This is a genomic window from Aeromonas sp. 600276, assembly GCF_049175815.1.
Lineage (GTDB): Bacteria > Pseudomonadota > Gammaproteobacteria > Enterobacterales > Aeromonadaceae > Aeromonas > Aeromonas dhakensis.
The window spans coordinates 18133-44458 of record NZ_JAAKVU010000013.1 but is presented as its reverse complement, the minus strand read 5'-3'; the positions used below and the strand labels follow the sequence as shown (position 1 = coordinate 44458).

General features: G+C 61.0%; 18 protein-coding genes. 11 read left to right on the top strand and 7 right to left on the bottom strand.

Annotated elements, in window-relative coordinates:
• Positions 1-6: 6 nt before the first annotated feature.
• The 3 genes from G5134_RS13895 to dusC all read right to left on the bottom strand — a co-directional run bounded on the left by G5134_RS13895 (position 7) and on the right by dusC (position 2279).
• Positions 7-774: a substrate-binding periplasmic protein gene (locus G5134_RS13895; protein ID WP_017778993.1), complete on the bottom strand. Its 768-nt coding sequence runs from the start codon at positions 772-774 to the stop codon at positions 7-9.
• 94 nt (positions 775-868) lie between these two features.
• A complete protein-coding gene (locus G5134_RS13890; RefSeq protein WP_017782825.1) occupies positions 869-1237 on the bottom strand; it encodes a TraR/DksA family transcriptional regulator in 369 nt (122 codons plus the stop codon).
• A 97-nt stretch (positions 1238-1334) separates the two neighbouring features.
• Complete coding sequence (gene dusC / locus G5134_RS13885; protein ID WP_065017119.1) at positions 1335-2279, bottom strand: tRNA dihydrouridine(16) synthase DusC; 945 nt, start codon at positions 2277-2279, stop codon at positions 1335-1337.
• A gap of 178 nt (positions 2280-2457) precedes the next feature.
• Here dusC and G5134_RS13880 point away from each other — a divergent pair, with 178 nt between their 5' ends.
• The 4 genes from G5134_RS13880 to G5134_RS13865 all read left to right on the top strand — a co-directional run bounded on the left by G5134_RS13880 (position 2458) and on the right by G5134_RS13865 (position 6674).
• Entirely contained in the window at positions 2458-2835 is a 378-nt protein-coding gene (locus tag G5134_RS13880) for a YbaN family protein (RefSeq protein WP_024941757.1), read from the top strand.
• A 131-nt stretch (positions 2836-2966) separates the two neighbouring features.
• Positions 2967-3512: an adenine phosphoribosyltransferase gene (gene apt, locus G5134_RS13875; RefSeq protein WP_005301034.1), complete on the top strand. Its 546-nt coding sequence runs from the start codon at positions 2967-2969 to the stop codon at positions 3510-3512.
• 184 nt (positions 3513-3696) lie between these two features.
• Entirely contained in the window at positions 3697-6231 is a 2535-nt protein-coding gene (gene dnaX, locus G5134_RS13870) for a DNA polymerase III subunit gamma/tau (RefSeq protein ID WP_065017120.1), read from the top strand.
• 113 nt (positions 6232-6344) lie between these two features.
• Complete coding sequence (locus tag G5134_RS13865) at positions 6345-6674, top strand: YbaB/EbfC family nucleoid-associated protein (protein WP_005301028.1); 330 nt, start codon at positions 6345-6347, stop codon at positions 6672-6674.
• 491 nt (positions 6675-7165) lie between these two features.
• Here G5134_RS13865 and katG read toward each other — a convergent pair whose 3' ends face one another.
• From katG to G5134_RS13850, 3 genes are all read right to left on the bottom strand, one after another.
• Positions 7166-9352, bottom strand: a complete 2187-nt coding sequence (katG, locus tag G5134_RS13860) for a catalase/peroxidase HPI (RefSeq protein WP_024941759.1) — start codon at positions 9350-9352, stop codon at positions 7166-7168.
• 745 nt (positions 9353-10097) lie between these two features.
• Complete coding sequence (locus G5134_RS13855) at positions 10098-11786, bottom strand: phospholipid carrier-dependent glycosyltransferase (protein ID WP_421232059.1); 1689 nt, start codon at positions 11784-11786, stop codon at positions 10098-10100.
• 585 nt (positions 11787-12371) lie between these two features.
• Positions 12372-13694 (bottom strand): YjiH family protein, encoded by a 1323-nt coding sequence (locus G5134_RS13850; RefSeq protein WP_065017123.1) that lies wholly within the window; start codon positions 13692-13694, stop codon positions 12372-12374.
• A 590-nt stretch (positions 13695-14284) separates the two neighbouring features.
• Between G5134_RS13850 and G5134_RS13845 the strand changes: the two genes are divergently transcribed.
• From G5134_RS13845 to G5134_RS13815, 7 genes are all read left to right on the top strand, one after another.
• Positions 14285-15355: a helix-turn-helix transcriptional regulator gene (locus G5134_RS13845; RefSeq protein WP_005301015.1), complete on the top strand. Its 1071-nt coding sequence runs from the start codon at positions 14285-14287 to the stop codon at positions 15353-15355.
• Positions 15356-15439: 84 nt separating this feature from the next.
• Positions 15440-15862, top strand: a complete 423-nt coding sequence (locus tag G5134_RS13840; protein ID WP_005301012.1) for a CBS domain-containing protein — start codon at positions 15440-15442, stop codon at positions 15860-15862.
• A 216-nt stretch (positions 15863-16078) separates the two neighbouring features.
• On the top strand, positions 16079-19993 hold the full coding sequence (gene hrpA / locus G5134_RS13835; protein WP_421232058.1) for an ATP-dependent RNA helicase HrpA: 3915 nt from the start codon (positions 16079-16081) through the stop codon (positions 19991-19993).
• Positions 19994-20056: 63 nt separating this feature from the next.
• On the top strand, positions 20057-20908 hold the full coding sequence (locus G5134_RS13830) for a hypothetical protein (protein ID WP_024941763.1): 852 nt from the start codon (positions 20057-20059) through the stop codon (positions 20906-20908).
• 106 nt (positions 20909-21014) lie between these two features.
• Complete coding sequence (gene rplY / locus G5134_RS13825) at positions 21015-21302, top strand: 50S ribosomal protein L25 (protein ID WP_005301003.1); 288 nt, start codon at positions 21015-21017, stop codon at positions 21300-21302.
• Positions 21303-21507: 205 nt separating this feature from the next.
• Positions 21508-24678 carry a hybrid sensor histidine kinase/response regulator gene (locus G5134_RS13820; protein ID WP_010633955.1) on the top strand — a complete coding sequence of 1057 codons (3171 nt, stop codon included), beginning with the start codon at positions 21508-21510 and terminating at the stop codon, positions 24676-24678.
• Positions 24675-25676, top strand: a complete 1002-nt coding sequence (locus tag G5134_RS13815) for an HD domain-containing phosphohydrolase (RefSeq protein ID WP_010633956.1) — start codon at positions 24675-24677, stop codon at positions 25674-25676. The genes G5134_RS13820 and G5134_RS13815 overlap by 4 nt, the downstream gene beginning before the upstream one ends.
• Here G5134_RS13815 and G5134_RS13810 read toward each other — a convergent pair.
• Entirely contained in the window at positions 25666-26310 is a 645-nt protein-coding gene (locus G5134_RS13810) for an MBL fold metallo-hydrolase (protein ID WP_065017128.1), read from the bottom strand. The two genes, G5134_RS13815 and G5134_RS13810, sit on opposite strands and share 11 nt — an antisense overlap.
• Between the last annotated feature and the right edge of the window lie 16 nt (positions 26311-26326).

The window sequence follows — 26326 nt, the reverse complement described above, 5'->3', positions numbered from 1 at the left end:
GTTTTTTTATCTGATGGGCGGCAACTGATAACGATAGCGGGCCAGGATCTGGGTGTATTCCGGGCTGGTGAGCAGCGCCTGGATGGCCTCGTCCAGCCGGTGCAGCTGGGCTGGCGTGGTGGTGCGCCGGCTCAGCATCAGATGCACCGGTGTGCGCTGGATATTGAGCAGGGGGGTGAGGTCATCGAGCGGGATACCGGCTAGGTTCATCTCCTGCAGTCCCATGGGGTCGATGACCACCCCCTGAATGCGACCGGCCAGCAGCAGCTTGAGCAAGGGCTCCATCCGCAGGCGGGCCAGCAGCCGATCCTGCATCTGGGGCGATTGCATGAAGGTGCGAAAATCGGTGCCGTAATCAAAATCACGCATCATCCCTATGGTGAAATCCTGCCGTGGCAGCAGGTCCGAGAGTTGGGTGATCCCTTGCCAGCGAGCCCTGTCCTGACGGCGCACCAGCAGCACAGTCTCTTCGTTGCGATAGGGCAGGCTGAAGCGGGCGTACCGCTCGCGCTCGGCGGTCTGGTTGGCGGACATGGTGAGCTGGATAGTGCCGAACTCCAGCTCGCGCAGTACGCGGGCCCAGGGCATCTCGCTGTAGCTGGCGCTAAAGCCGGCTCGGCTGAAGATGGCTTGCAGCAGGTCGATGTCCAGCCCCTGCAGCTGCTGCTGTTCGTCGCGAAAGCTGAACGGGTGCCAGCTGGCCCAGCCCACCTGCAGTGACTCCTGCGCCCAGGCGGCGGTGCACAAACACCATAACAACAAGACTCTGTACACGGAGCTATCCCTGTTCAGCGTGGTTGTTGTTGATTATTGAATAGAAATGTCGGGCTGACCAGCCCGGGGGAAAGGATGCACGAAGGTGCATCCCTCAGAGCTCGTGGGCGTGGAATCCCTTGCGATAGCGGGCTTCGCAGCGCGGGCAACGTTGCAGGGTCGGGTCCTGCTCCAGCGATTCGATGGCCAGCGGCTCCTCGCAGTCGGAGCAGAGGCCATAGAGGCCCAGATCCATCTGGCAAAGCGCCGCATCGATCCGCTTGAGCCTAGCCACGCTCTGTTCCACCTTGGGCAAGTCGAGGCGGCTGGTGAGATCGACCAGCTGATCCCGCTCGCAGTGATCCACCTGCTCCGCCCACTCGTCACGCCGACAGGCTTTGAGCTGACCGATCAGCTCTTCTCTTACTTGCGCCCAGTCAGTCAGCAGGCGATCACGCCACACGGCCAACTGAGCTTGCGTCATTTCACACACACTAGCCCCCAACGGACGAATAACAAATTGTGGGCAGTATAGGGAAGCGACAGGATTATCAAGATGATATGCGTCAAGTAAAGAACGGTTAGATCACAGTTTTCGCGGCCTGCAGCAGGGCGTCCCGAATGGGATGGGTCTCCTTGAGTACCCTGATCTCCTGAAACAGCAGGTCTGCCTCGGGATACTCCCGCTTGAGGTAGCTGAACCACTGCTTGATGCGACTCGGGTAGTAGTCGGCCTTCTCGCTGGCCAAATCCTGCTCGGTGTAGCTCACCATCAGCTGCAGCACCTCGGCCCAGCTCATGTGGGCACAGCCGGTCTTCATCACGTTGGCCAGGTTGGGCAACGAGATGGCGCCGCGGCCCACCATCAGGGCATCGCAGCCGGACACCCGGGCACAGGCGAGGGCATCGGCATGGTTCCAGATCTCGCCGTTGGCGGTGACCGGGATGGGCAGGGCACGGCGAATGGCGTCCACATACTCCCAGTGAGCCGGCGCCTTGTAGCCTTCGCGCTTGGTGCGGGCGTGCACGGCCAGCTCGTTGGCCCCGGCCTGATGAACCGCCTGGGCGTTCTCCAGATAGAGATCCTTGTCATCGTAGCCGAGGCGGATCTTGGCGCTCACCGGCAGATGGGCCGGCACCGCTTCGCGCACCGCCTTGACGATGCGATAGATGGTCTCGGGCTCCTTGAGCAGCACGGCGCCCCCCTTGCTCTTGTTGACCGTGGGGGCGGGGCAGCCAAAGTTGAGATCGACCCCAGGCGAGCCGAGCTCGATGGCCCGGATGGCATTTTCTGCCAGCCACTCCGGATGTTGTCCCAGCAGTTGCACCCGTACCGGGGTCCCTGCGCGGGTCTTGCCATCCTGTTTCAGCTCGGGGCAGAGGCGATGGAACACCTTGGCGGGCAGCAGCTGATCGACCACCCGGATGAATTCGCTGACGCAGAGGTCGTAGTCGTTGACGGAGGTGAGCACCTCCCGCATCAAGTGATCCAGCACCCCCTGCATGGGGGCCAAAATAACGCGCATAACCGGTTCCGCAGGGCAAACAGAGAAAAAAGAGCGCAGATTGTAGTGGCAATGGCCGGGATTGTCAGCCGTTTGCCCACTCGATGAACCCAATCGACGGCCGTCGCCTGGGCCAGACTGTCTGCTTACGGGCCAACTCTGTTAGGCTAAAGGCAGAGATACATTCAGAGGAGTACCCATGAAACGCTGGTGTCTGATGGCCCTGGGCTGGCTTGCCTTCGCCACCGGGATAGTCGGGATAGTCCTGCCCCTGCTGCCGACCACCCCCTTCATGCTGCTGGCGGCGGCGCTGTTTGCCCGCACGTCCCCCCGCTTTCATGGCTGGTTGCTGGCGCACCCCTGGTTCGGCCCCCCCATCCAGGACTGGCAGCAGTATCGCGGCATTCGTCGCCATGCCAGGCGGCGCGCTATTTTCTTTATTCTGCTCTCCTTTTCGGTGTCGCTGGCAGTGGTGCCCATGATGTGGGTCAGGCTGCTGCTCATTGCCATAATGGTGATCCTGCTCACCTGGTTAATGCGCCTGCCGGTGCTGGAGCCAGTTGCAATGGAGAAGTGAAGTCCCTAAGCTATTGCGGCAATAATGCTATGGAGTCGGCCCGTCATTTTTGCGTGACGGGCCTTTTTATTTCCCGCTGGCGGGAAGCTGAGAGAAACGACCATCTGCGTCGAAAAACAAACGGTCAAACCATGAATCCGGAAACCCTGAAATTTATCGAAGCGAGCATCAAGACCATTCCCGACTATCCGAAGCCGGGCATTCTGTTTCGCGACATCACCAGCCTGATCGAGAATGCCGAGGCCTTCAAGGCCACCATCGATCTGCTGGCCAATCACTACCGTGATCAAGGGATCACCAAGATTGTCGGTACCGAAGCGCGCGGCTTCATCTTCGGCGCGCCGGTAGCCTTCGCCATGGGTCTGGGCTTCGTGCCGGTTCGCAAGCCGGGCAAGCTGCCCCGCGCCGTCATCGAGGAGTCCTACGCCCTCGAATATGGCACCGACACCCTGCAACTGCACACCGACGCCATCGTGCCCGGTGACAAGGTACTGGTGGTGGATGATCTGCTGGCTACCGGCGGCACCGTCGATGCCACCGTCAAGCTGATCCGCCGTGCCGGCGGCGAAGTGGCCGATGCCGCCTTCATCATCTCCCTGCCGTCGCTGGGTGGTGATGCCCGCCTGACCGCCGCCGGCGTCAAGGTGGTCTCCCTGGTCGAACTGCCGGGCGAATAAGCCGCCAGTCCGATCACGCAGACGGGCCTCGTCAGCCCGTTGCCTGCGTCCAAACCGGTGCCCGAGCGGGCATCGGTTTGAAATTCAAGCGATCCCTCCCGCCTCGGCCGATAGCCGATACAGCCCGCCCCGCATTTGTGTTAGCATCCAGCCTCAATGCCTTGTCATCCCTGCATCGAGATCTATGAGCTATCAGGTTCTGGCGCGTAAATGGCGCCCCCATACGTTTGAACAAGTGGTAGGCCAGCATCATGTGCTGACCGCCTTGACCAACGCCCTGGATCAGGGACGGCTGCATCACGCCTATCTGCTGAGCGGTACTCGCGGAGTCGGCAAGACCACCATCGCGCGCATCCTGGCCAAGAGCCTCAACTGCGAGCAGGGGATCAGCAGCCATCCGTGCGGCGTGTGCGACACCTGCCGCGAGATCGATCAGGGCAACTTCGTCGATCTGCTGGAGATAGACGCGGCGTCGCGCACCAAGGTGGAAGATACCCGCGAGCTGCTCGACAACGTGCAGTACCGACCGGCCCGTGGCCGTTTCAAGGTCTATCTCATCGACGAAGTGCACATGTTGTCGCGCCACAGCTTCAACGCGCTGCTGAAAACCCTGGAAGAGCCGCCCCCCTATGTGAAGTTCCTGCTGGCCACCACGGATCCTCAGAAGCTGCCCATCACCATCCTTTCGCGCTGCCTGCAGTTTCATCTGAAGAGTCTGGATCAGACCCAGATCGCCAAGCAGCTCGAATGGGTGCTGGATCAGGAGGGACAACCCTTCGAGCCGCGCGCCTTGCTGGCCCTGGCCAAGGCGGCGGATGGCAGCATGCGCGATGCCCTGAGCCTGACCGATCAGGCGCTGGCCCACGGCAATGGCAGCGTGCGCACCGACAGCGTGCTGGCCATGTTGGGGACCCTGGATCACCGCCATCTGCACCAGCTGCTGGAAGCTGTGCTGCGTCAGGATGCACCCGCCACCATGGCCAAGATCACCGAGATAGCGACCCTGGGCCCCGACTTTGATCAGCTCCATGCCGAGCTGGAAGGGCTGCTCCATCGCATCGCCATGGCGCAGCTGTTGCCCGCCACCGTGCAGGAGCAGGGGGCGGATGCCGATGCCCTGCTGCAGCTGGCCCAGGCCATGAGCCCGGAAGAGGTGCAGCTCTGCTATCAGATTGTGCTGGGTGGCCGCAAGGATCTGCCCTGGGCCCCCGATGGCCGCACCGCACTGGAGATGACCTGCCTGCGGATGCTGGCCTTCTCGCCCCGGCGCGAGGTGCTGCACCCAGCCAGCCTGACGGCGCTGCCTCCGGCACTCGGTGGCCTGCCCGCCGCCGGTGCGAGGAGCCCGGCCCCCGCCATGGGAAAGCCCGAGGGGGTTGAGCCACCCCCGGCCACCGGCATGATGCCGCAGGCTCCGTCAGCCGACGCCGCGAACTCGCCTGCGCCGGTTACTTCTTCTGCATCGGTCGAGCACCAAGGGGCGCAGGAGGCCGGACAGGCCGCCCAGCCTCACCCACAGTTGGCTGACATGGCGGAGCCGGAAGGCGGCGCCGAGCTGGATCCGCTGTTTGCCGAGCAGGCGGAGCTGCTGCGTGAGGCCGAGCAGATGGGTTATGAAGCCGCGCCCGAACCTATTGCGCCCACGGCTCAGCCTGCCGCTGCCCAGCCCGCGTCCTCCGTACAAGGCGCCGTACCAACGAATGTGGCTGACAGCGGGGAGGGGTGTGTCTCTTCAACGGTGGCCAGCATGCAAAGTCTGCTGGGCAAGCGCAATCTGCTGCGAAGCCGCCTGCGCGGCGAGCCGAGCGGCAATGCGGCGCCAGCCCGGGCGACGCCGGTCAAGCCGATGGCGGCCGCCAAACCGGCACCGATGGCACCGGCTGCGGCCATGCCGCCCTCGACGCCCCACTCCCCGAGTGCCCCCCGGGTGCAGGCAGCTGCCCAGGCGGCCCAGTCAGGTTACGATGAATTGCCGCCGCTCGATGCCTATGAAGAGAGCGGCAGCGACTACGAAGAGTATTTGAGTCAGGGTTTCAACGATGCGTTCGCCAGCGCCCCCTTGCCGGAGCGAACCACCCAGGTGATGCAACCAGCGCCCGCCGCTCGTCCCCAGGCGGATGATCTGCCGCCCTGGGATCTGGATGGCAGTGCCGGCCGGCAGACGGTCGCTGCGCCGAGTGCGCCGGTCGCCGTTGCAACGCCCCCTGAGGCGACCATCAGCGAGCCTGCCGCCTCGGTCATGGAAACCATCGACTGGAACGAGCTGGAGAGCGACAACCAGCCGCAGGGAAGCGAGGAGGCGGCCAGATTGATCCCCTCTTCGCTGCTGGCCAATTGCGGCGACCATTGGGCCGAACTGATTGCCCGCACCGGTGTGGGTGGCCGCCTGCGCCAGCTGGCCATCAATTCAGTGATGGAGCAGCAGGGTGACAAGGTGCTGCTGACCCTCAAACCCGAGCAGCGCCATCTGGTGAGCGACAGGGCGCGCGCCGATCTGGCCGAGATCATCGGCCCCGAACTGGGGCTGGCGGTACAGGTGGACGTCACCCTGGGCGTGGTGCCAGAGCGGGAAACCCCGCTCGAGATTGAGCACCGCCTCTATCTCGGGGTGCGGGAGCAGGTCACCCGGGATCTGGAGCAGGATCCCAACGTGCAATTCTTGCAACAGCGGTTTGGCGCCATGCTGCACCACGACAGCATAGAGCCGCTGAGCAACTGATCACACCATCCGGGCCTGGTGCCCGGTTGAAAAACGGTTTGGCCGTCCCCACTTAGGACGGGTAAACCCACGGCCCGGCGCTGGATGCCGGATTTCAAGACGAGAGACGACATATGTTTGGTAAAGGTGGAATGGGGAACCTGATGAAACAGGCCCAACAGATGCAAGAGCGCATGCAGAAGATGCAAGAGCAGCTTGCCCAGATGGAAGTAGTCGGTGAAGCCGGCGCTGGTATGGTCAAGGTCACCATGGCCGGCAGCCACAGCGTGCGTCGCATCGAAATCGACCCGAGCCTGATGGAAGATGACAAAGAGATGCTGGAAGATCTGGTGGCTGCGGCCGTCAACGATGCCGTGCGTCGCGTCGAAGAGCAGAACAAGGCCAAGATGGGTGAGCTGACCGGCGGCATGCAACTGCCTCCCGGTTTCAAGATGCCCTTTTAAGGACTCATTTCCTGTCGCAGCAATAGGCTGCGCGTGATGGTCTGCCCGTCGGTCGTGATGGGGCACTTGCCCCGACTTCCCGGTCAACTCGCTCCGGTAACGCCGGAGCGTCGTTGCCGACCCATGGGCCAGGATGGGCCAGGATGGGGCAGGTGATTTCCTCCCGTTGTCAGCCAGTGGCTTGTGCAGCGATTCAAAGGCCTTCACCATCCGGATGCATCGCGAATAGTCATGACGCAGCTGACATTTTCCCCGTGTCAGCTGCGTTTTTATGAGTAGGGGTCCACCCCTGTCACGCCGCGCACCGCATCGAACCGGTGCAAGGCCTGTACTCTCTGCTTGTATTCCTTCCGCCTCTTCTTGCTTCACACTTTTTCCGCTCTCCTGTACCCCGTTTGTGAGGGGAGGCCGATGCACCGCCGCTGGCGGCGCGTGCCGACAAAAAATAACGCCAGCCTCGCGGCTGGCGTTATTTCTACGGACCTAGCGGATTATTTCAGGTCGAAACGGTCGTTGTTCATCACCTTGACCCAGGCCTTGACGAAGTCACGCACGAACTTCTCCTTGCCATCTTGCTGGGCATAGACCTCGGCGTAGGCACGCAGCACCGAGTTGGAGCCAAACACCAGATCAACCCGGGTAGCGGTCCACTTCACCGCGCCGCTCTGGCGATCCACGATCTGGTAGCTGTTGCGGCCAGTCGGCTGCCAGCTATAGGCCATGTCGGTCAGGTTGACGAAGAAGTCGTTGCTGAGCACTCCGACCCGGTCGGTAAAGACGCCGTGAGCCGAGCCGCCATGGTTGGTGCCAAGCACCCGCATACCACCGACCAGCACTGTCATCTCGCGGGCGGTCAGCCCCAGCAACTGGGCACGGTCGAGCAACATCTCTTCCGGCTGCACCTTGTAGTGCCCCTTCTGCCAGTTGCGAAAACCGTCGTGCACCGGCTCCAGGAAGGCAAACGACTCGGTATCGGTCTGATCGGCGCTGGCATCACCGCGGCCCGGCGTAAAGGGAACGACGATGTCAACGCCAGCCAGCTTGGCCGCCTGCTCTACCGCTGCGCTCCCCCCCAGCACAATCAGGTCGGCGATGCTGACCGGCTTGCTCAGGGTGGCCTGCAGGGCAGTCAGGGCATTGAGCACCTTCTCGAGGCGAGCCGGTTCGTTGCCTTCCCACTCTTTCATCGGCGCGAGGCGAATCCGGGCACCGTTGGCACCGCCGCGATAATCGGAGCCGCGGAAGGTGCGGGCACTGTCCCACGCGGTAGCGATCAAATCGGCTGGCATCACACCACAGGCCAGCAGCTTGGCCTTGAGCTCGCTCACTTCCTTATCGGAGAGCTGGTAATCCACCGCCGGCACCGGATCCTGCCACACCATGACTTCGCCCGGCACTTCCGGCCCCAGATAGCGGCTGCGCGGCCCCATGTCGCGGTGGGTCAACTTGAACCAGGCGCGGGCAAAGGCGTCGGAGAAGAGGTCTTGATCCGCAGCGAAGCGCTCGGAGATCTCCCGGTAGACGGGGTCAAAGCGCAGTGCCATGTCCGCATCGGTCATGATGGGGTTGCAGCGCAGGGAGGGGTCTTCCACGTCCACCGGGCGATCTTCCTCCTTGATGGCGACGGGCTCCCACTGCCAGGCACCGGCCGGGCTCTTCTTGAGCCACCAGTCATGGCCCAGCAACATCTTGAAGTAGCCGTTGTCCCAGCGAGTCGGATTGCTGGTCCAGGCGCCCTCGATCCCGCTGGTGACCGTGTCGCGGCCGATGCCGCGGCTCTCGTGGTTGATCCAGCCAAGCCCCTGTTCATGCACATCCGCCCCTTCTGGAGCGGGCCCCAATTTGGCAGCGCTGCCGTTACCGTGGGCCTTGCCGACGGTGTGGCCACCGGCGGTGAGGGCGACGGTCTCTTCGTCATTCATCCCCATGCGGGCAAAGGTGACGCGCATGTCATGGGCGGTTTTCAGGGGATCAGGGTTGCCATCCACCCCTTCCGGGTTGACGTAAATAAGCCCCATCATCACCGCGGCTAGCGGGTTCTCCAGATCCCGTTCACCACTGTAACGGCTCCCTTCACTGCCGCTCGGCGCCAGCCACTCCTTTTCGGAGCCCCAGTAGACATCTTTTTCCGGATGCCAGATGTCCTCGCGGCCACCGGCAAAACCGAAGGTCTTGAGCCCCATGGATTCATAAGCGACGTTGCCCGCCAGGATCATCAGGTCGGCCCAGGAGATCTTGTTGCCGTATTTCTGTTTGATGGGCCACAGCAGGCGGCGCGCCTTGTCGAGGTTGCCGTTGTCTGGCCAGCTGTTGAGGGGGGCGAAGCGCTGGTTGCCGGTGTTGGCACCGCCACGGCCGTCGGTGGCGCGATAGCTGCCTGCGGAGTGCCAGGCCATGCGGATCATCAGGCCGCCGTAGTGCCCCCAGTCGGCCGGCCACCAGGGCTGGCTGTCGGTCATCAGGGCATGGAGGTCGGCCTTGAGGGCGTCGTAATCGAGGCTGCTGAAGGCATCAGCATAATTGAAAGACTCATCCATCGGATTGGTCTTGCGGTCATGTTGGTGCAGGATGTCGAGGTTGAGGGCATTGGGCCACCAAACTTGAGGCTCCTGGCCGGCGGAAGTATTGGCTCCGTGTGCAAAAGGGCACTGACCGGCCCCATGAGTGTGTTTGTCCATTCACTATGTCCTCTTATTAACGTTATGACGGTGAAACAGTGCTCTTCGTTCCTAAGATCAATCTAACTCTGAAATAGCGTTACTGAACATAAGGTTAAAACTCTGACATTCATCGGCAATGACGATTGAAGATCAGCTTTCATGCGACAGTTTCTGCTTGAACCCCCCGGCTCTCCTTGCACACAAGAGCGCCGGCGTGCAGACATGTGCGTCATCTCGGGCTGCCTGTCAGTATGATCAAATCGTGGAGACATAGATGATAGTTGAGCGTCGAACCGGCGCTTTGCCTCAGCCCGGTCATGGATGAGCGGGGGGAAGAGTCTGCGCCTTATCGCAGGCCATCTGATCACGACTCTTTATTGAATACTCAATGTCTATAGCGTGAACCGAGGACGCCTGGTTGAATCGAATTGATGGCGGTGGGAGCTCTTCATTAAAAAGCCGGTCATGTTGATAGCCCGGGCAAGCAATCATGGCCGGGTTTTCGGCTGCGGTTCTTATCTGAAGGACATAGGCAAGGGAATAACGTGCAGGCGTGTCATGTTGACAGGCGTTGAACACGGGTAAGCGCGTAAAAAGCAAAGAAGCCAGGAGTGGGATAGTCCTGGCTTCTTTGCTTTATGCGGCCTGATCTGGTGATGCAGGAGCAGGCTGTTCAACCGGCGTTGGCAAATTGACTGGCCACCTTGAGCCAGCGTCTATCTCAATGGCCTTTCTCCGATGGGGTCTATCTCCGTGCAATTCATCAATGGTCGCAGCGCCCCTTGACCCAGTAGATGGCGCGGGCATCTCTGTCCACTCTGGGGTGTCCCGTGGCCAGCAATCGGTAGGTATGCCCGGCCAGCAAGCTGGCCAGCTGGAAGTTCTTGTCGTCCTGATTGATGAGCAGGCTGGTGAAGATGGGGTCACGGCAAGTCAAGATGTCATGAAGCCGCGCCGTGTCGACGTTTTTGATCTGCCAGTCGCCGTACACCGAAAAGAGTCCCCGCTCGGTTTCACCAAAGTTCCAGCCGGCAATCCGGGCGCGCTGTTCGATGGGGATCTTCTGCAAGAAACGCTCCGTATCGCCTTTCATCGCTTTGGCGGCATCTATGGCGGGGTAGGCCAGGGTAAATGCCAGCAAGAACATGATGCCGGATGCACTGGCCAGCAGGGTGGCTCCCTCAATTTCACGCCAGCGCCATAACTGTTCGGCCGCGAAAATAAGCAATACCGCCGCCAGCACATGACGCCAGCCGAGGGTGCTGATGATGGAAAGGGTCTGGTCGGGGATCTCCACCGGCAACAGCGGCAGGTAGAAAGGTGCCATGAGCAGTGCCAGAGCGAACAGGAACATGAACAGGGTCCAGCCACGGCCATAGCCATTCAGCCAGCGAGGCCAGCTGAGGCTCAGTTGCCCGATCATCAGGGCAAAGACCGGCATCAGCGGAAAGAGGTAGAGGGTCCGTTTGGTGGAGGCCACGCTGAGCAGCAGCAGGGTGCCCACTGTCCAGATGAGCAGGAACAGGCGGGAGGCGCTCCACTGTTTCTGCCTGATGGTTTGCCAGCCCCAATAGAGCACGAGGGGCAGCCAGGGCAGGGTGTATTCGGCCAGCCCGGCAAGGTAGAAGAAGTATTCGCCGGACTTGATGTGGCCCAGTTCGGCGGCGCTGCCTGTCAACCTGCCCACCTGATTTTGCCAGAACCACTGTTGCCAGAGCGCGTCTCCCTCGGGATGCTGCCACAGGGTCAGCAGCCAGCCTGCAATGGGCATGACGAACAGCAGGCTCATGCCGAGGTGCTGCATCACGAAACGGCCTCCCTCATTAGCGGCAAGATGACGCCTGAATGCCGGGATGAACAGCGCCAGCCAGCCAAAGAAGAGGGTGATGGGGCCGATGGGCCCCTTGACCAGAAAACAGAGGGAGAGACCGAGCCCTGCGCACCAGAGCATCCGTGATCGACTACCCAGGTACCATTCGGCGAATGCCCACATGGTGAAGGCGACGAAAAAGGCGAGGCTGGTGTCTACCCGGATCCAGTGGCTGTTCATGATGAAGCCCTCCATGGTTCCCAGTGCAATGACCGACCAGAGCGCCGCAGTGCCGGAACCCAATACCCGCTTGGCCAGTAGGCCGGTGAACAGCAGTGTGCCCAGGGCCCAGAGGGCCCCCACTAGGCGCAACGTAACCGTAATGCCCAGGGTATCGTGCAGCAGGGCCAGCAAGGGAATGGCCAGAATGTAATAGAGCGGGGGTTTTTCGATAAAGCTGCTGCCGGCCAGGGTCGGGATGGCCAGCTCACGGCTGTTGAACATCTCCCAGGCGATGGCGGCTTCGCGAGGTTCGTCTGGCGTCCATAGCTGGTGGCCAAACTGACCCATCAGCACGATGACGAAGACCATGAGGAGCAAGGCACAGAGATGAGTCTCGACTGCGGGTCTAGAGGGCAGCATGGGACCCACCTGACCGCATGAATTGCGGTTGCCTGTCGACCCCGTCGAAAAATGCATGGCGATGATGTGTCATGACAATATCCATATTTAATTTGTGTCACCAAAAATAAGAGATCGGCAGTCAACTGTAGTATCACAGCCATGGGGGAATGATAATGAGGAAGTTGTTACCAAATATTGCCTGCAAAAAAAGAAATGGAGAACAGCTGTTCTGCTGTCAGGTTGGTTTATCAATCTAAAAGATGGCTGCATTGAGGCCTGTGGCGGGGCTGACGTAGCTGTCACCGTGAGCTCGCGGGCGACATGACAGGCCTGATTCAAGACTTGCCTTGGTCACGCTCGCCATACGGATTTTTAAATGGATTTATATTGTTTATAAATTTTTCAAGCGGCCATCATGTGCCTGACCCATTGTTGTTCATTATTGGTGATGCTCAGACTGTATCAGTTTGATGATCGTGAATGGGCTGGCCATGTATTATTTTCAGTGTTGGAGAGGGGGCCGGTAAATTAAATAAACAGGGAGGCTTGCCTCCCTGTTTAGTGTTTCAGCCAACGTGCTGATGCGTGAGCCTCTTTGATCCTTCAAGCCAGCCAGCCGAGTGCGATGGCAAGGCGGCCACAAAGCGTAGCCAGCACAATGCCAAGCAGGGTACGCAGCAGCCAGATCACCACCAGTTGTCCCACACTTACCGGGATCCGGGTGGCCAGGATGCAGGGGATGGAGGCCGAGAAAAAGAGCACCGAGCTGACCGAGACCACGGCCGCGACATAGCGCACCAGCAGCTCTGCATCCTTGAGCAGGATGGCCGGCAGGAACATCTCTGCTAGGCCGGCCGAGAGTGCCTTGGCGGTAGCCAGCGGCTCTCCCAGATCGAGCAGCCAGGTGAGCGGCCAGAGCAGCCAGCCAATCAGATCGAACAGGGGAGTGTGCTGGGCCAGCAGCAGGCCCAGCAAGCCGACCGACAGTATGGTCGGCACCACGGCGGCAGCCATGTGAAGACCATCCCTGAGGTTGTCCCGCAGTTGGCTCAGCAAGGGCTCGGCCTGGCTGGATTGGGTGAGCCCGGCGGCCATGGCCGCTTGCCAGCGGCGTTGGCCGGCAGGCAAGGGTTCGTCGGTGTCGCCCTCATGAGCCATGGTGGCGATGGGAGGCACCCGCGCCAGGATGGCGGTGATGATGAAGGTGATGACCAGGGTGGACCAGAAGTAGAAATTCCACTGCGCCATCAGGCCAAGGGTCTTGGCCACGATGATCATGAAGGCGGCCGACACGGTGGAGAAGCCGGTGGCGATGATGACGGCTTCGCGCACCGTGTACTTGCCTGCCAGGAAAACCCGGTTGGTAATGAGCAGACCCACCGAGTAGCTGCCGACGAACGAGGCCACGGCATCGATGGCGGAGTGGCCTGGCGTGCGCCAGAGGGGGCGCATCACGGGCTGCATCAATACGCCGATAAGCTCCAGCAGACCGAAGCCGAGCAAAAAGGTGAGGGCCATGGCGCCGATGGGCACGATGAGGCCCACCGACATGGCCAGTTTGTCGAACAGAAAAGGCAATCGATCCGGGGTCATCAGCCAGGCCGGCCCGATCCCGGTGACATAGATCAAGGCCACTCCCAGGCCCAGCAGCTTGAACAGGCTCAATACCCTGTCGATGGGGCGCGCACGCCAGCGGCCATCGAGCAAGGGCATCACGGCACCATACCCGATCAGCAACAGGATGAGGCCTGTCGCCAGGGGGCGTTGGGCCATCACCAGGGCGGCCAGATGATCCACCACTATGGTGCTGCGCCCCCCCAGCTCGACCGGAATGAAGAAGATGGCGATGCCCAGCAGGCTGGTCAGCAGCAGCTTGATGCCTGCGCCTGGCTTCATGGGGGTTAACAGTAGGTTGTCCGATTCCATACCTGCTCCTTGCGGTGGGGGTCAGTCCGTGTGTTGGGTTGTTATTTGTATATACATTAAGTGTTTCAGGAGTGAATTAAACACAAAATTAACCAAAATGAAACACCTTGAGCGGCGACGACAGCGAGTAAGCGATGAGGTCGGCGGCAAAGGGAGTCGGTTGGATTTGAGAAATGATCAGGGAAGCAGAGATCGGTCGGGCAGGGGCCTGCATGGCCGAGGGCGAGAGGTGGCAGACGTTTAGGCGTGGAGAGGCCCAGAATAACCAGGTCTGTGGAGTGACATAGTCGCGTTGATTGGCACCCCTGGGCAACTTGTCACAGCAAATGGCATGAGAGGGCTGCTTTGTTGCACCATTGTCGCGTCGGCGGAGCCTGTTGTTTGCCACAGACAAGCACAACATCAGCGACAAAAATCATAAAAAACATTAACTTGGATTTAAGATTTTCGCTTTCGAGCGCTCTTATGTCGTTTCATCATTACTATTTATGGATCAGTTATAAAACCTTTGTTCATTTGACTACTTTTCGCGTTTCTCATTGCAGAGTAAGATGCCACTTCAATAAAAATAAGAAATTAGGAGTTCGGGTGTGAAGGCATTAGTAAAAGAAAGGGTATCGCCCTATATAAGCCAGTTATATGAGTGCGGTATTAATGATTCTGACATTAAGTTGGTGGTGGATCAGTTCCGCTCCGACGTGTCAGGCAGCTCGTCGCTGTTCTTGTTGCGGGATGATGACAAGAGCGACGGCATCAAGCTCTTTTCCAGTGGTTTGACCGAAGCCCAGCAGCAGTTCTATGTCCAGCACCATCGCCAGGATGTGTGGTTCAATCACTATCTGGACAAGGGCTGCCAGGGGATCGTCAGTGCCAACAGCCTCTCCAATTCGGCGGGTTTGCTGGCCAGTTTCGGCGCCCAGTTTGCGGCTGGCGGTGTCTGCCGGGTGAAGGGGCGGGGGCTTAGCAGCCTGTCTACCTATCGTGCGGCGACGCAGGATGATTTCAGCGCGCAGGAAATTTCTTCCCTTGGCGAAGTTTATTCTGGCCTGGCGGCCTGGAGCCAACATTATTGGAACCTGCTGGCCCTGGAAACCCAGAACTATCAGCTGCAACAGCTGGTAAAAAACCATAATAAACCCAGCGCCATCGTCGATGACAAAGGGCATATCCATTATTCCAACGTGGCCTTCAATCGTATTGCCGACGAGAACGTGGAACTGCGAGCGGGCAATGGTATTTTCTCGCTGCAAAATAAGGAGCAGCAGCGCCAGTTCAAAGAGATATTGAATGGCTTCGCCTATCTGCTGCCCGGCGCCAGCGCCTATATGTCCATTCCTCGTCAGCCCAATCTGCGGCCGTTGCTGATCCAGTGCACCCTGATGAGCGGTCTCAATCGCTTCGAACGGTATGTGGAGGTGGTGCTGCGGGATCCCGAACACTCCTTCAACCCCGACATTGAAGCGCTGGCCAGCCTCTATCCGCTCACCATCGGCGAGAAAGAGCTGCTGGTGCTGATGAGCAAGGGCTACAGCAGCAACGACATCGCCGAGTTGCGTGGCGTCAAGGTGGAAACCGTGCGCTCGACCCTGAAAGGGGTGTTCAAGAAGACCGACTGCCACAGCCAGAACGAGCTGCTGCTGTTGCTGCAATCCATCTCCTGATCCATGCGAGCTATGCTTGGAGTGAGCCGGACATAGTGCCCGGCTCGCGCCTCCCGCCCGGGAGGCAGGTTGGGGGAACGCACGATGGAATCACTCAAGGCAAAGGATTACATGCAGACTCGTCCCATCACCTTCAGCGCGGAGATGATGGTGCAGGCGGCAGTGGAAAAGTTTCTCAACAGTCGCCAGCTTGGCGGCCCCGTGGTGGACGAACGGGGCCACCTGGTGGGTTGGGTCTCCGAGCAGGACTGTATCGCCGTCATGTTGAAAGAGGCCTATCACTGTGAACAGGTTGCTCAGGTCAGGGATGTGATGCGCAAGGAGGTGCTGGCCGTCGGCCCCGATACCAGCATCCTCGAGCTGGCCGAGATGATGATGGGACAAAAGCCCAAGATCTATCCGGTCGTGGAGGAGGGGCATCTGCTCGGGGTCATCAGCCGCCACGACGTGATGCAGGCCATCCACGCCCAGCTGGGAACCTGTTTCGTACACAAGGCTCGTGCCTGAGGACGCTGTTTCCACCTCGTCAGCACGTTGGCAGCACAGAGCAGGCTCCATGCCTGCTCTTTTATTGCCGTATGGGGAATGCCGATGCCCGCTGTGATACAGGCCTCATCCCCCTCGGCGCCGCTTTAAGGCTTGCACCGTCCAGCCTCGCTCTTTAGGATCTCCCCCAGCTATCGATATGGCCCTTGATGGGCACTCTTTTAAGGAATTCGTACCTTGTCTCTCTCTATCGAGGCGCTGCGCCGCCGTCTATCTGCCTGCATGAACCTCGACGCCCGCCGTCTCTCCAGCCGGCTGCATGGTGTCAAGAAGCTGCCGGAAGCCAAGCAGGCCGCCGTGCTCGAGACCATTGCCGCCGACCTTGATGTGGCCGAGGCGCGCTACCAGTCCCGTCTGGCGGGCGTCCCCAGGGTCACCTATCCGGACAATTTGCCGGTCAGCCAGAAGCAGGCGGAAATCGCCAAGGCGATTCAAGAGCATCAAGTGGTGATCATTGCCGGGGAAACCGGCTCGGGCAAAACCACCCAGATCCCCAAGATCTGCCTGGCGCTGGGGCGCGGGGTGAAGGGCTTTATCGGCCACACCCAGCCGCGCCGTCTGGCGGCACGCACCGTGGCGGCCCGCATCGCCGAGGAGATGGAGTCCGAGCTTGGCCACTACGTGGGCTACAAGGTGCGCTTTACCGATCAGGTGAGCGAGCAGACCCACATCAAGCTGATGACCGACGGTATCCTGCTGGCGGAGATCCAGAACGACCGGATGCTCACCCAGTACGACACCATCATCATCGACGAGGCTCACGAGCGCAGCCTCAACATCGACTTCATCCTGGGTTACTTGAAGCAGCTGCTGCCGAGGCGCCCCGATCTGAAGGTCATCATCACTTCGGCCACCATAGACCCGCAGCGTTTCTCACGCCATTTCAACAAGGCGCCGGTGATCGAGGTCTCCGGCCGCACCTACCCGGTGGAGGTGCGCTACCGCCCACTGTTTGTTGATAAAAAAAGCAGTGACAAGAGCGAGGGGCTGGAGGAGCGCGACGAGCTGCAGGGGATCTTCGATGCAGTCGAAGAGCTGGCCCGCGAAGGGCTGGGGGACATCCTCATCTTCATGAACGGCGAGCGGGAGATCCGCGATACCGCCGATGCCCTGCACAAGCTCAACCTGCGCGACACCGAGGTACTGCCGCTCTACGCCCGCCTCTCCAACGCCGAGCAGAACAAGGTGTTCCAGCTCCACGCCGGACGGCGCATCGTGCTCGCCACCAACGTGGCGGAGACCTCGCTGACGGTACCGGGCATTCGCTACGTGATCGATCCAGGTACGGCCCGCATCAGCCGCTACTCCTGGCGAACCAAGGTGCAGCGCCTGCCCATCGAGCCGGTTTCCCAGGCCAGTGCCAACCAGCGTAAAGGGCGCTGCGGCCGGGTGGCGGACGGTATCTGTATCCGCCTCTACTCCGAGGAGGATTTCAACGGCCGTCCGGCCTTTACCGACCCCGAGATCCTGCGCACCAATCTGGCCTCGGTCATCCTGCAGATGCTGGCGCTTGGCCTTGGCAATATGGAGGCGTTCCCCTTCGTGGAGCCGCCAGAGTCGCGCCATATCAAGGATGGTCTGACCCTCTTGAAAGAGCTGGAGGCGGTGCGCGAGCTGCCCGCCACCGGCGATCGTGAGGCAAAATTGCAGCTGACCGAGACAGGTCGCCAGCTCTCGCGCATCCCCCTTGATCCCCGTCTGGCGAAGATGGTGATCAGCGCCGCGCAAACCGGCTGTTTGAGCGAGGTGATGGTGATCACCGCCGCCCTCAGTATTCAGGATCCCCGCGAGCGGCCCATGGAGAAAAAGCAGGCCGCCGACGAGCAGCACAGACGCTTTGAAGACAAGGATTCCGACTTCCTCGCCTTTGTGAACCTGTGGAACTACCTGAAAGAGCAGCAGGATGCCCTTGGCAGCAACCCGTTCCGGCGCATGTGCCAGAAGGAGTTTCTCTCCTACCTGCGGGTGCGCGAGTGGCAGGACATTCACTTCCAATTGCGTCAGACGGTCAAGGAGCTGGGTTTTAAAGCCAACCAGGAGCCGGCGGATTTCAAGACGGTGCACTGTGCCCTGCTCACGGGGCTGCTCAGCCATATCGGCAACAAGGATCTGGAGAAGCCGGAGTTTCTCGGCGCCCGCAACGGTCGTTTCCATCTGTTCCCGGCCTCGGGTTTGTTCAAGAAGCCGCCCAAGTGGGTGATGGCCGCCGAGCTGGTGGAGACGTCGCGCCTCTACGCCCGCATCAACGCCAGGATTGAACCCGAGTGGGTGGAGCCGCTGGCGGGCCACCTCATCAAGCTGCACCACAGCGATCCCCACTGGTCGAAGAAAAACGGCGCCGTCATGGCCAAGGAGAAGGTGACCCTCTACGGCCTGACCCTGGTTGCCGAGCGCACCATCAACTTCAGCCGCATCGATCCGGCCCTGTGCCGCGAGCTGTTTATCCGCCGCGCCCTGGTGGAGGGGGATTTCGAGACTCGCCATCGTTTCTTCAGTGACAACCGCAAGCTGCTGGCGGAGGTGGAGGCGCTGGAGCACAAGTCGCGTCGTCGCGACATCCTGGTGGATGACGAGGATCTGTTCCGCTTCTACGATGCCCGCCTGCCGGAAGAAATTATCTCTGCCCGTCACTTTGACAAGTGGTGGAAGGAGGCGCAGAAGCAGGATCCCGAGCTGCTCAACTTCGAAAAAGAGATGCTGATGAAGGGGGACACGGCCCACATCAGCGATCTCGACTACCCCAACTTCTGGCAGCAGGGGCGCCTCAAGCTCAAATTGACTTACCAGTTCGAACCGGGGGAGGCCGCCGATGGCGTGACCCTGCATATCCCGTTGCCCCTGCTCAACCAGGTGGAGGTGAAGGGGTTCGAGTGGCTTATCCCGGGGCTTCGTCACGAGCTCTTGGTGGCCCTCATCAAGTCGATGCCAAAGCCGATGCGCAAGAACTTCGTACCGGCGCCGAACTATGCCGATGCCCTGCTTGCCAGCATCAATCCCGAGCAGGGGCCGCTGCTGGACGAGATGGAGCGCCAGCTGCGTCGCATGACCGGCGTGACCGTGCCTCGCGAATCTTGGGATTGGACCGCGGTGCCCGATCACCTGAAACTCACCTTCCGGGTGGTAGACGACAAGCACAAGAAGGTGGCGGAAGGCAAAGACCTGGAGGCATTGAAAGAGTCCCTGCGCGGCAAGGTGCAGGAGACGCTATCGCAAGTGGCGGACGATGACATCGAGCAGTCCGGCCTCACCCTCTGGAGCTTTGGCGAGCTGCCGAAGGAGTACAGCCAAAAGCGCAGCGGTTTCGAGGTGAAGGCTTATCCGGCGTTAGTGGATCAGAAGGATTCGGTCGCCATCCAGCTGGTGGAGAGCCCGGTGGTGCAACAGCAGCTGATGTGGGCCGGTCAGCGCCGGCTGGTGCTGCTCAATGTGCCATCTCCCATCAAGTACCTGCAGGAGAAGTTGCCCAACAAGGCCAAGCTGGGGCTCTATTTCAACCCCTTTGGCAAGGTAGCGGAGCTGATCGATGACTGCATCGCTTGCGGCTGCGACAAGCTGATTGAGCAGCACGGCGGCATGGCCTGGGATGAAGCCGGTTTCGAGGCGCTCAAGGAGTATGTCCGCGCCGAGCTCAACGATGCGGTGGTGGAGGTGGCCAAACAGGTGGAAGCCGTGCTTACGCTGTCTCATGAGATCAAGAAACGGCTCAAGGGCAAGATGCAGCTCGACACCGCCTTTGCCATGTCCGATATCCAGCAGCAGCTCGGTAACCTCATCCACAAGGGCTTTGTCACCGAGACCGGCTGGCAGCGGCTGCCTGACTTGCTGCGCTACCTGCGGGCCATCGAGCGTCGTCTGGAGAAGCTCGCCATCGATCCCAACCGGGATCGGGTCTATATGCTCAAGGTGCACAGCGTGGAGTCGGAGTACAAGGCGCTGCTGGCCAAGATCCCGAAATCCCAGCTTATTCCCACCGAGGTGGCCAATATTCGCTGGATGATTGAGGAACTGCGGGTGTCGTTCTTCGCCCAGAATCTGGGGACCCCCTATCCGGTCTCCGATAAACGGGTGCTAAACGCCATCGCCCAGTGCTAATCTGCTGAAGAGAAAGGCCGCGGGTGCGCTACCGGCTGCCTGGACGCTAACGGAGGAGCAAGGATGCTTGGATTCTGGTTAGGGATGGCGATGGTCAACATCAGTGGCTATCAGCCCATTGCCGAGCAAACCTGGGTACAGTTGAACCCGGAGTACTACCCGCTGCATCGCACCCCGCCCGCCATGTTCGTGGCCTGGCGGGGCAATCAATTTCCCACCCTCGAGCTCAAGAAGAAGAAGGGACGCTGGCAGGTGCTGTTTCCAGCCCGGCTGGTGCCCCCCTTCGATCTGTTCGAGGGGGAGGCCGAGCTCTCCAAAGCCTATCTGGCAAGATTGCGGCGCATCGACGAAGCGGCCTACGGGCTGGCACCCATTACCCCGGCGGCCTATCAACCTCATCCAACACAAGAGGTGGCGACCCTGGCCGTGCCCTTCATGGCGGAGTTTGCCGTGCCACCATCACCAGGCCAACCCAAGGCAAGTGAGCAAGGGGAACCCCTGCTGGCTGCCTTGTCGCAGCAGGCCAGCTGGCAGGCGCCTGCTACCCGGTTGGCGCAATTTGTGTCATCGCAGGGGGATGGGCAGGGGATGATGGTGCCTGTCAGCAACACGCTGACGCTGGCGGCGCCAGCGGCTGGCGGCAAGCGGGTCTGTCATCAGGTCGCCGCAGGAGAGACCCTCTGGCGCATCGCCGCCATGCTGGCCCAGAACGGGACCGTGACCGGGGTGGCGGGGGATACCTACAGCTATTTGCTGGCCATCGTCGACGACAACCAGGCGCTGATGGGTCAGGGCATCAAGGTGAAGGCGGGAGATACCCTCTACTGCCCGGCGCCGCAGACGCTGGCCCGTTTCGATGCCCTGAGTCCGGCCCAGCGATTGCAGCGTTTTGCCAGATTGGAACAGGGACGCTGAGGTCTCTTGTCACTGCTCGGGGCCCGTGATAGTATTCGCGCTCGTTTTGCGAGGTGCCGACCGGTCGCAGTCTGCACCATAAATTCATCTAAAAGAGATACATACTATGTCTTTCGTATTCCAAGCTGAAGTCCGTTCTGACCTGGGGAAAGGTGCGAGCCGCCGCCTGCGTCACGCTGACCAAGTTCCTGCTATCGTTTACGGTGCAGGCAAAGAAGCCGTGTCCATCACCGTTGACCACAAGAAGTTCATCCTGGCCCAAGAAAAGCCGGAATTCTATGAGTCCGTACTGACTCTGGTTATCAACGGTGAAGAAGTTAACGTAAAAGTGAAAGCTATCCAGCGTCATCCGGTACGTTACAAGCTGCTGCACCTGGACTTCGTTCGCGTCTAATCGACCACGAACGTTCCTGTGAAGAGGCCACCCAATCGGGTGGCCTCTTTGTTTTTACGGCATTTTTTCCCGATAAAAATAAAATACTCAACTAGTGCTGTTAGTCTTTACTTGTAGGCATGATTGACAGCAGGACACCAATTGTGGTGCTCTGACATATATAAAGTATTCGAACAAGTCCAATCACGGGGTGGTGTTGACCGTCATGAAGGGAATCATACGGGGATATTTCCTGCTGTTCTCACCCATTCTGGTGCTGGTCCTGGTGGGGGGATACCTGCTGGGGGACGCACTGGTCGAGCGCGAGCTCTATCGTGTTCGCAGTGATGAGAGCACCTTCCTGGCGCTCGCCAGCAGTCGTCTCGATGACGAGCTGGCGGTGCCGTTGCGCCATGTGCGCAGCATGTCTGAAGAGCCCATTCTGCTCGAGGCTGCGAGCCGCGGCGAGCGTGACACCATGGCTGCCCAGTTTACCATTCTGATGAACCGCAATCCTGACTATGCCCAGGTGCGCTGGTTGGCGCCGGACGGCATGGAGCGGGTGCGTATCGATCGTCAGGGTCAGCATCTGCAGCGTGTGGCCGACGACCAGCTGCAAAACAAAGGGGAGCGTTACTACTTTCGCGATGCCATGGCGCTGCCCTGGGAGCGGGTTTACGTCTCGCCGCTCGATCTCAACGTCGAACACGGGGTGATCGATCGCCCCTTCAATCCCATGATCCGCATCGCCAAGCGCATGCGTCTGGGGGGCCGCGATCTGGGCTTGCTGCTTATCAACGTGCAGGCCGCTCGCATGCTCAAGGAGTTCACCAACAGCAGTGGCAAGGCCGCCGATCACACCATGCTGCTCAACCAGGACGGTTATTGGCTGCGCAGCCCGGATCCGGCACAAGAGTGGGGGTTCATGCTCGAGCGCCCGGACCTCACCTTGAAGCAATCTTCTCCCCGGGCCTGGCAGGCATTCTGGGGCGCCTCGAGCGGCCAGGTTGAACTGGCAGACGGGCTGTGGAGCTGGACCACCCTGTACCCGGCACTCAATCACGATCAGCTGATCTGGAAAGCCGCTTCCATGGTGCCACGCAGCGAGCTGCTGGCCATCCGTACTCACATCTGGGGGCTCATCTCGGCCAGCTGCGCCACCTTGCTGTTGCTGTTCGGTGCCGGAGTGGCCTCGCTGGTGCACAGTCGGCATCGAGAGCAGTTGGCACAGCAGGAGGCGGCCAGGCTCGCGCGGGTCAAAGGGGATTTCATCGCCAACATGAGCCACGAGATCCGTACCCCCATGAATGCCATCATGGGGCTGACCTACCTGCTCGAGCAGGGAGGGCTTGACGATGGCCAGCGGGCCCTGGTGCGCAAGATCCACCAGGCCGGGCAGGCACTGCTCGGGATCATCAACGACATCCTCGATTTCTCCAAGATTGAGTCGGGCCGGCTCGAGCTCGAGCAGGTGCCATTCAGTCTGGAAGAGGTACTCGATCACGTGGCGGCCATCATGTCCACCTGCGTGGGCGAAAAACACCTCGAGCTGGTGGTGAGCAGTGCCCCCGAGCGGGCCACTCACCTGATTGGGGATGCCTTGCGCCTCGAACAGGTGTTGCTCAACCTGACCGGCAACGCCATCAAGTTCACCGAGCGCGGGGAGGTGGAGGTCAAGGTCGAGCTGGAAGCCGAGCAAGACGGCACGGCTACCTTGCTGTTTCGGGTGCGCGACACCGGGATCGGCATTCCTCCCGAGCAGCAGGCCAACATCTTCAATGCCTTCTCCCAGGCCGACTCCTCCACCAGCCGCCGTTTTGGCGGAACCGGGCTTGGCCTGACCATCAGCCGCCGTCTGGTGAGCCTGATGGGGGGCGACATCGGTGTCACCAGCGAACTGGGCAAGGGGAGCGAATTCTGGTTCCGTGTCCGGCTGGCTCAGGTAGAGCGACCCGAGGTCTTCCACGAGCGCCTGCAGCACGTCTCGTTGCTTATCGCCGACGACAACCAGGTGACCCGCGATACCCTGTCGATGACGGTGGGCTCCCTCGGCTGGCAGTCACGGGTGGTGGAGTCGGGCGAGCAGGCCTTGCATCATCTGCTGCGCCAGGGGGAGCGTTTCGACGTGATCCTGCTCGACTGGATGATGCCGGGCATGGACGGGCTCGAGACCTGCGTGGCCATTCGCCGTGCCTTCGAGCAGCAGGATCGCTCGCCGATCATCATCATGGCGACCGCCTATTCCCAGGAAGAGTTGATGCGCCGCCCCGGCTCGGAGCAGGTGGATCTGGTGCTGCACAAGCCAGTCACCGGCTCCAGTCTCTACAATGCGGTGGCGCGCCTCATTCACGAGAAGCGCGAACATGTGGAGCCGCTGGAAAGCGGTCAGCGCCATCAGCGTCTGCCGGACGTGCACATACTGCTGGTCGATGACAGCGACATCAACCTGGAGGTGGCAACCCGCTTGCTGCAGCGGGAGGGGGCCGTGGTGATCACCGCCATCGACGGAGAGCGGGCTTTGGCCTGCCTTGCCGACTCGGCGCAGCGCATCGATCTGGTGCTCATGGACGTGCAGATGCCGGTGATGGATGGCTACGAGGCGACCCGTCGTCTGCGCCAGCTGCCGGGACGGGAGGATATCCCCGTGCTGGCTCTCACCGCCGGGGTGTTCAAGGATCAGCGCGAGGCAGCGCTGGCCTCTGGCATGAACGACTTTATCGCCAAGCCGCTCGACGTGGAGCAGCTCATCGCAACCCTGCTGCGCTACCTGCCCGACAGTGTGGCGCCGCTCACGGTCAGCGACGCGCCGCCAGCCCAGGAGCCGGTGGCCGGCATCGACATCGATACCGGCCTGCGCAACTGGGGCGAGGCGTCGGTTTATCTCAAATACCTGCGGCGTTTTCGCGATGACTACATGACGGTCGGTACCGTGCTGCCGGGTTACATCGCCCAGCACGAGACGGACGCGGCCGCGAGCCTGACCCACAAGCTCAAGGGGGTGGCGGGCAGCCTGTCGCTCACCGATGTGGCGCGCATCAGTGCGGAATTGAACGAGGCCATCGAACAGGGGGGAGACACCAGTCAGCTCATCGCCCCCTTGCTCGAGGCGCTGGAGCGGGCGCAGCAGGCCATCGACATCTATGCCGGGCGCGAGCCAGGTGCCGTCAGCTCCCCGCTGGCGCAGGGGGAGGCGCAGGAGGTGTGCCTGCACGCCCTGCGTCAGGCCCTCATGAGCGAGGATCTGGAGCTGATCGAACCTGCACTGGGCCAGGCCAAGAGCTACTTGCCCGCTGAGCTGGTGAGCGAGATCAGTGCGGCCCTGGAGCTGTTCGACATCCAGCTTGCCACCTGCAAGCTGGAGGATTATCTGGAGAATCGGGAGGCACCTGGATCATGAACCGACCGCGTGTGCTGATCATCGACGACGAGCCGAGCAACCTCGGGCTGCTGCGACAAATCCTCAAGGAGGAGTACAGCCTCTTCTTCGCCAAGGGAGGAGAGGAGGGACTGGCCGCCGTGGCACGCCACGAGCCCGCCCTGATCCTGCTTGACGTGCGTATGCCTGACATGGATGGCTACGAAGTGTGCCGCCGGCTCAAGGCCGATCCGGCCCACGCCGGGATCCCGGTGCTGTTTATCACGGCGAGCGACAACGCAGACAGCGAGAGCCAGGGGTTCGAAGCGGGCGGGGTGGATTACATCTACAAGCCGGTCTGCCCGAGCACGGTGCGCGCCCGGGTGCGCAACCACCTCTCTCTGGTGCGCCTCGATCAGCTCGAGCACAGCTACCGTACCGCCATCGTGATGCTGAGCGAAGCGGGTCACTACAACGACACCGACACCGGGGTACATATCTGGCGCATGGCCGCCTACGCCCGCGCGCTGGCCAGTGCGGCGGGCTGGAGTCCGGAGCAGTCGGAGCTGCTGGAGCTGGCGGCCCCCATGCACGACATGGGCAAGATTGGGATCCCCGATCACATCCTCAAGAAGCCCGGTCCTCTCACCGAAGAGGAGTGGGTCATCATGCGCACCCACCCGCGCATCGGCTACGAGATCTTGAGCCGTTCAGACGCCCCCATCTTTCGGATGGCGGCGGAGATTGCCTTGCATCACCACGAGAAGTGGGATGGTTCGGGTTACCCCGCAGGGGAGACCGGCGAAGGGATCCCCGAGGCGTCGCGGATCGTGGCCATCGCCGATGTGTTTGATGCCCTGAGCGTGCGTCGCCCTTACAAGGAGCCCTGGCCGCTGGAGCAGGTGCTGGCCACGCTGCGTGACGGTGCTGGCCAGCACTTCGATCCCCGGCTGCTCGCCCGTTTTCTCGAGATCATGCCGGAGATCTTGCGTCTCAAGAGCCAGTGGGACACCCGCGAGGAGCGGGAGATCACCAGATAGGTTGCGTCAGGTAGGGATTGCTTGCCTTTTCGCGGCCGAACGTCGAGCTGGGGCCGTGCCCCGGAATGAAGACGATGTCGTCCCCCAGCGGCAGCAGGGTCTCGGTGATCGACTTGATCAGCGTCCCGTGATCCCCGCGCGGGAAGTCGGTCCGACCTATGCTGCCGGCAAACAGCACATCGCCCACCCAGGCGAGCCGCTCGGCTTGGCTGAGCAGCACGATATGACCCGGAGTGTGACCCGGGCAGAAATAAACCTCCAACTCGCACTTGCCAACCTGCACCTTGTCACCCTGTTCGAGCCAGCTATCCGGTGTAAAGGCCGGAGTATGGGCAAAGCCGAACATCTGGCTCTGCTGGGGCAGCATGTCGAGCCAGAAGGCATCTTCCCTGTGAGGGCCTGTGATGGTGACGCCGGTTCTGTCGCGCAGCTCGGCGGCGGCGCCCACGTGATCCAGATGACCGTGGGTCAGCAGAATGTGGGTGAGGGTCAGCCCCCGTTTGGCGATGGCGGCCAGCAGCTTGTCCGCCTCTCCGCCCGGATCGATGAGGGCGGCCTGATGGGTCTCGTCGCACCAGATGAGGGAGCAGTTCTGGGCAAACTGGGTGACCGGGATCACCTCGAATTTCAACATATGGGGTCCTCTTGTA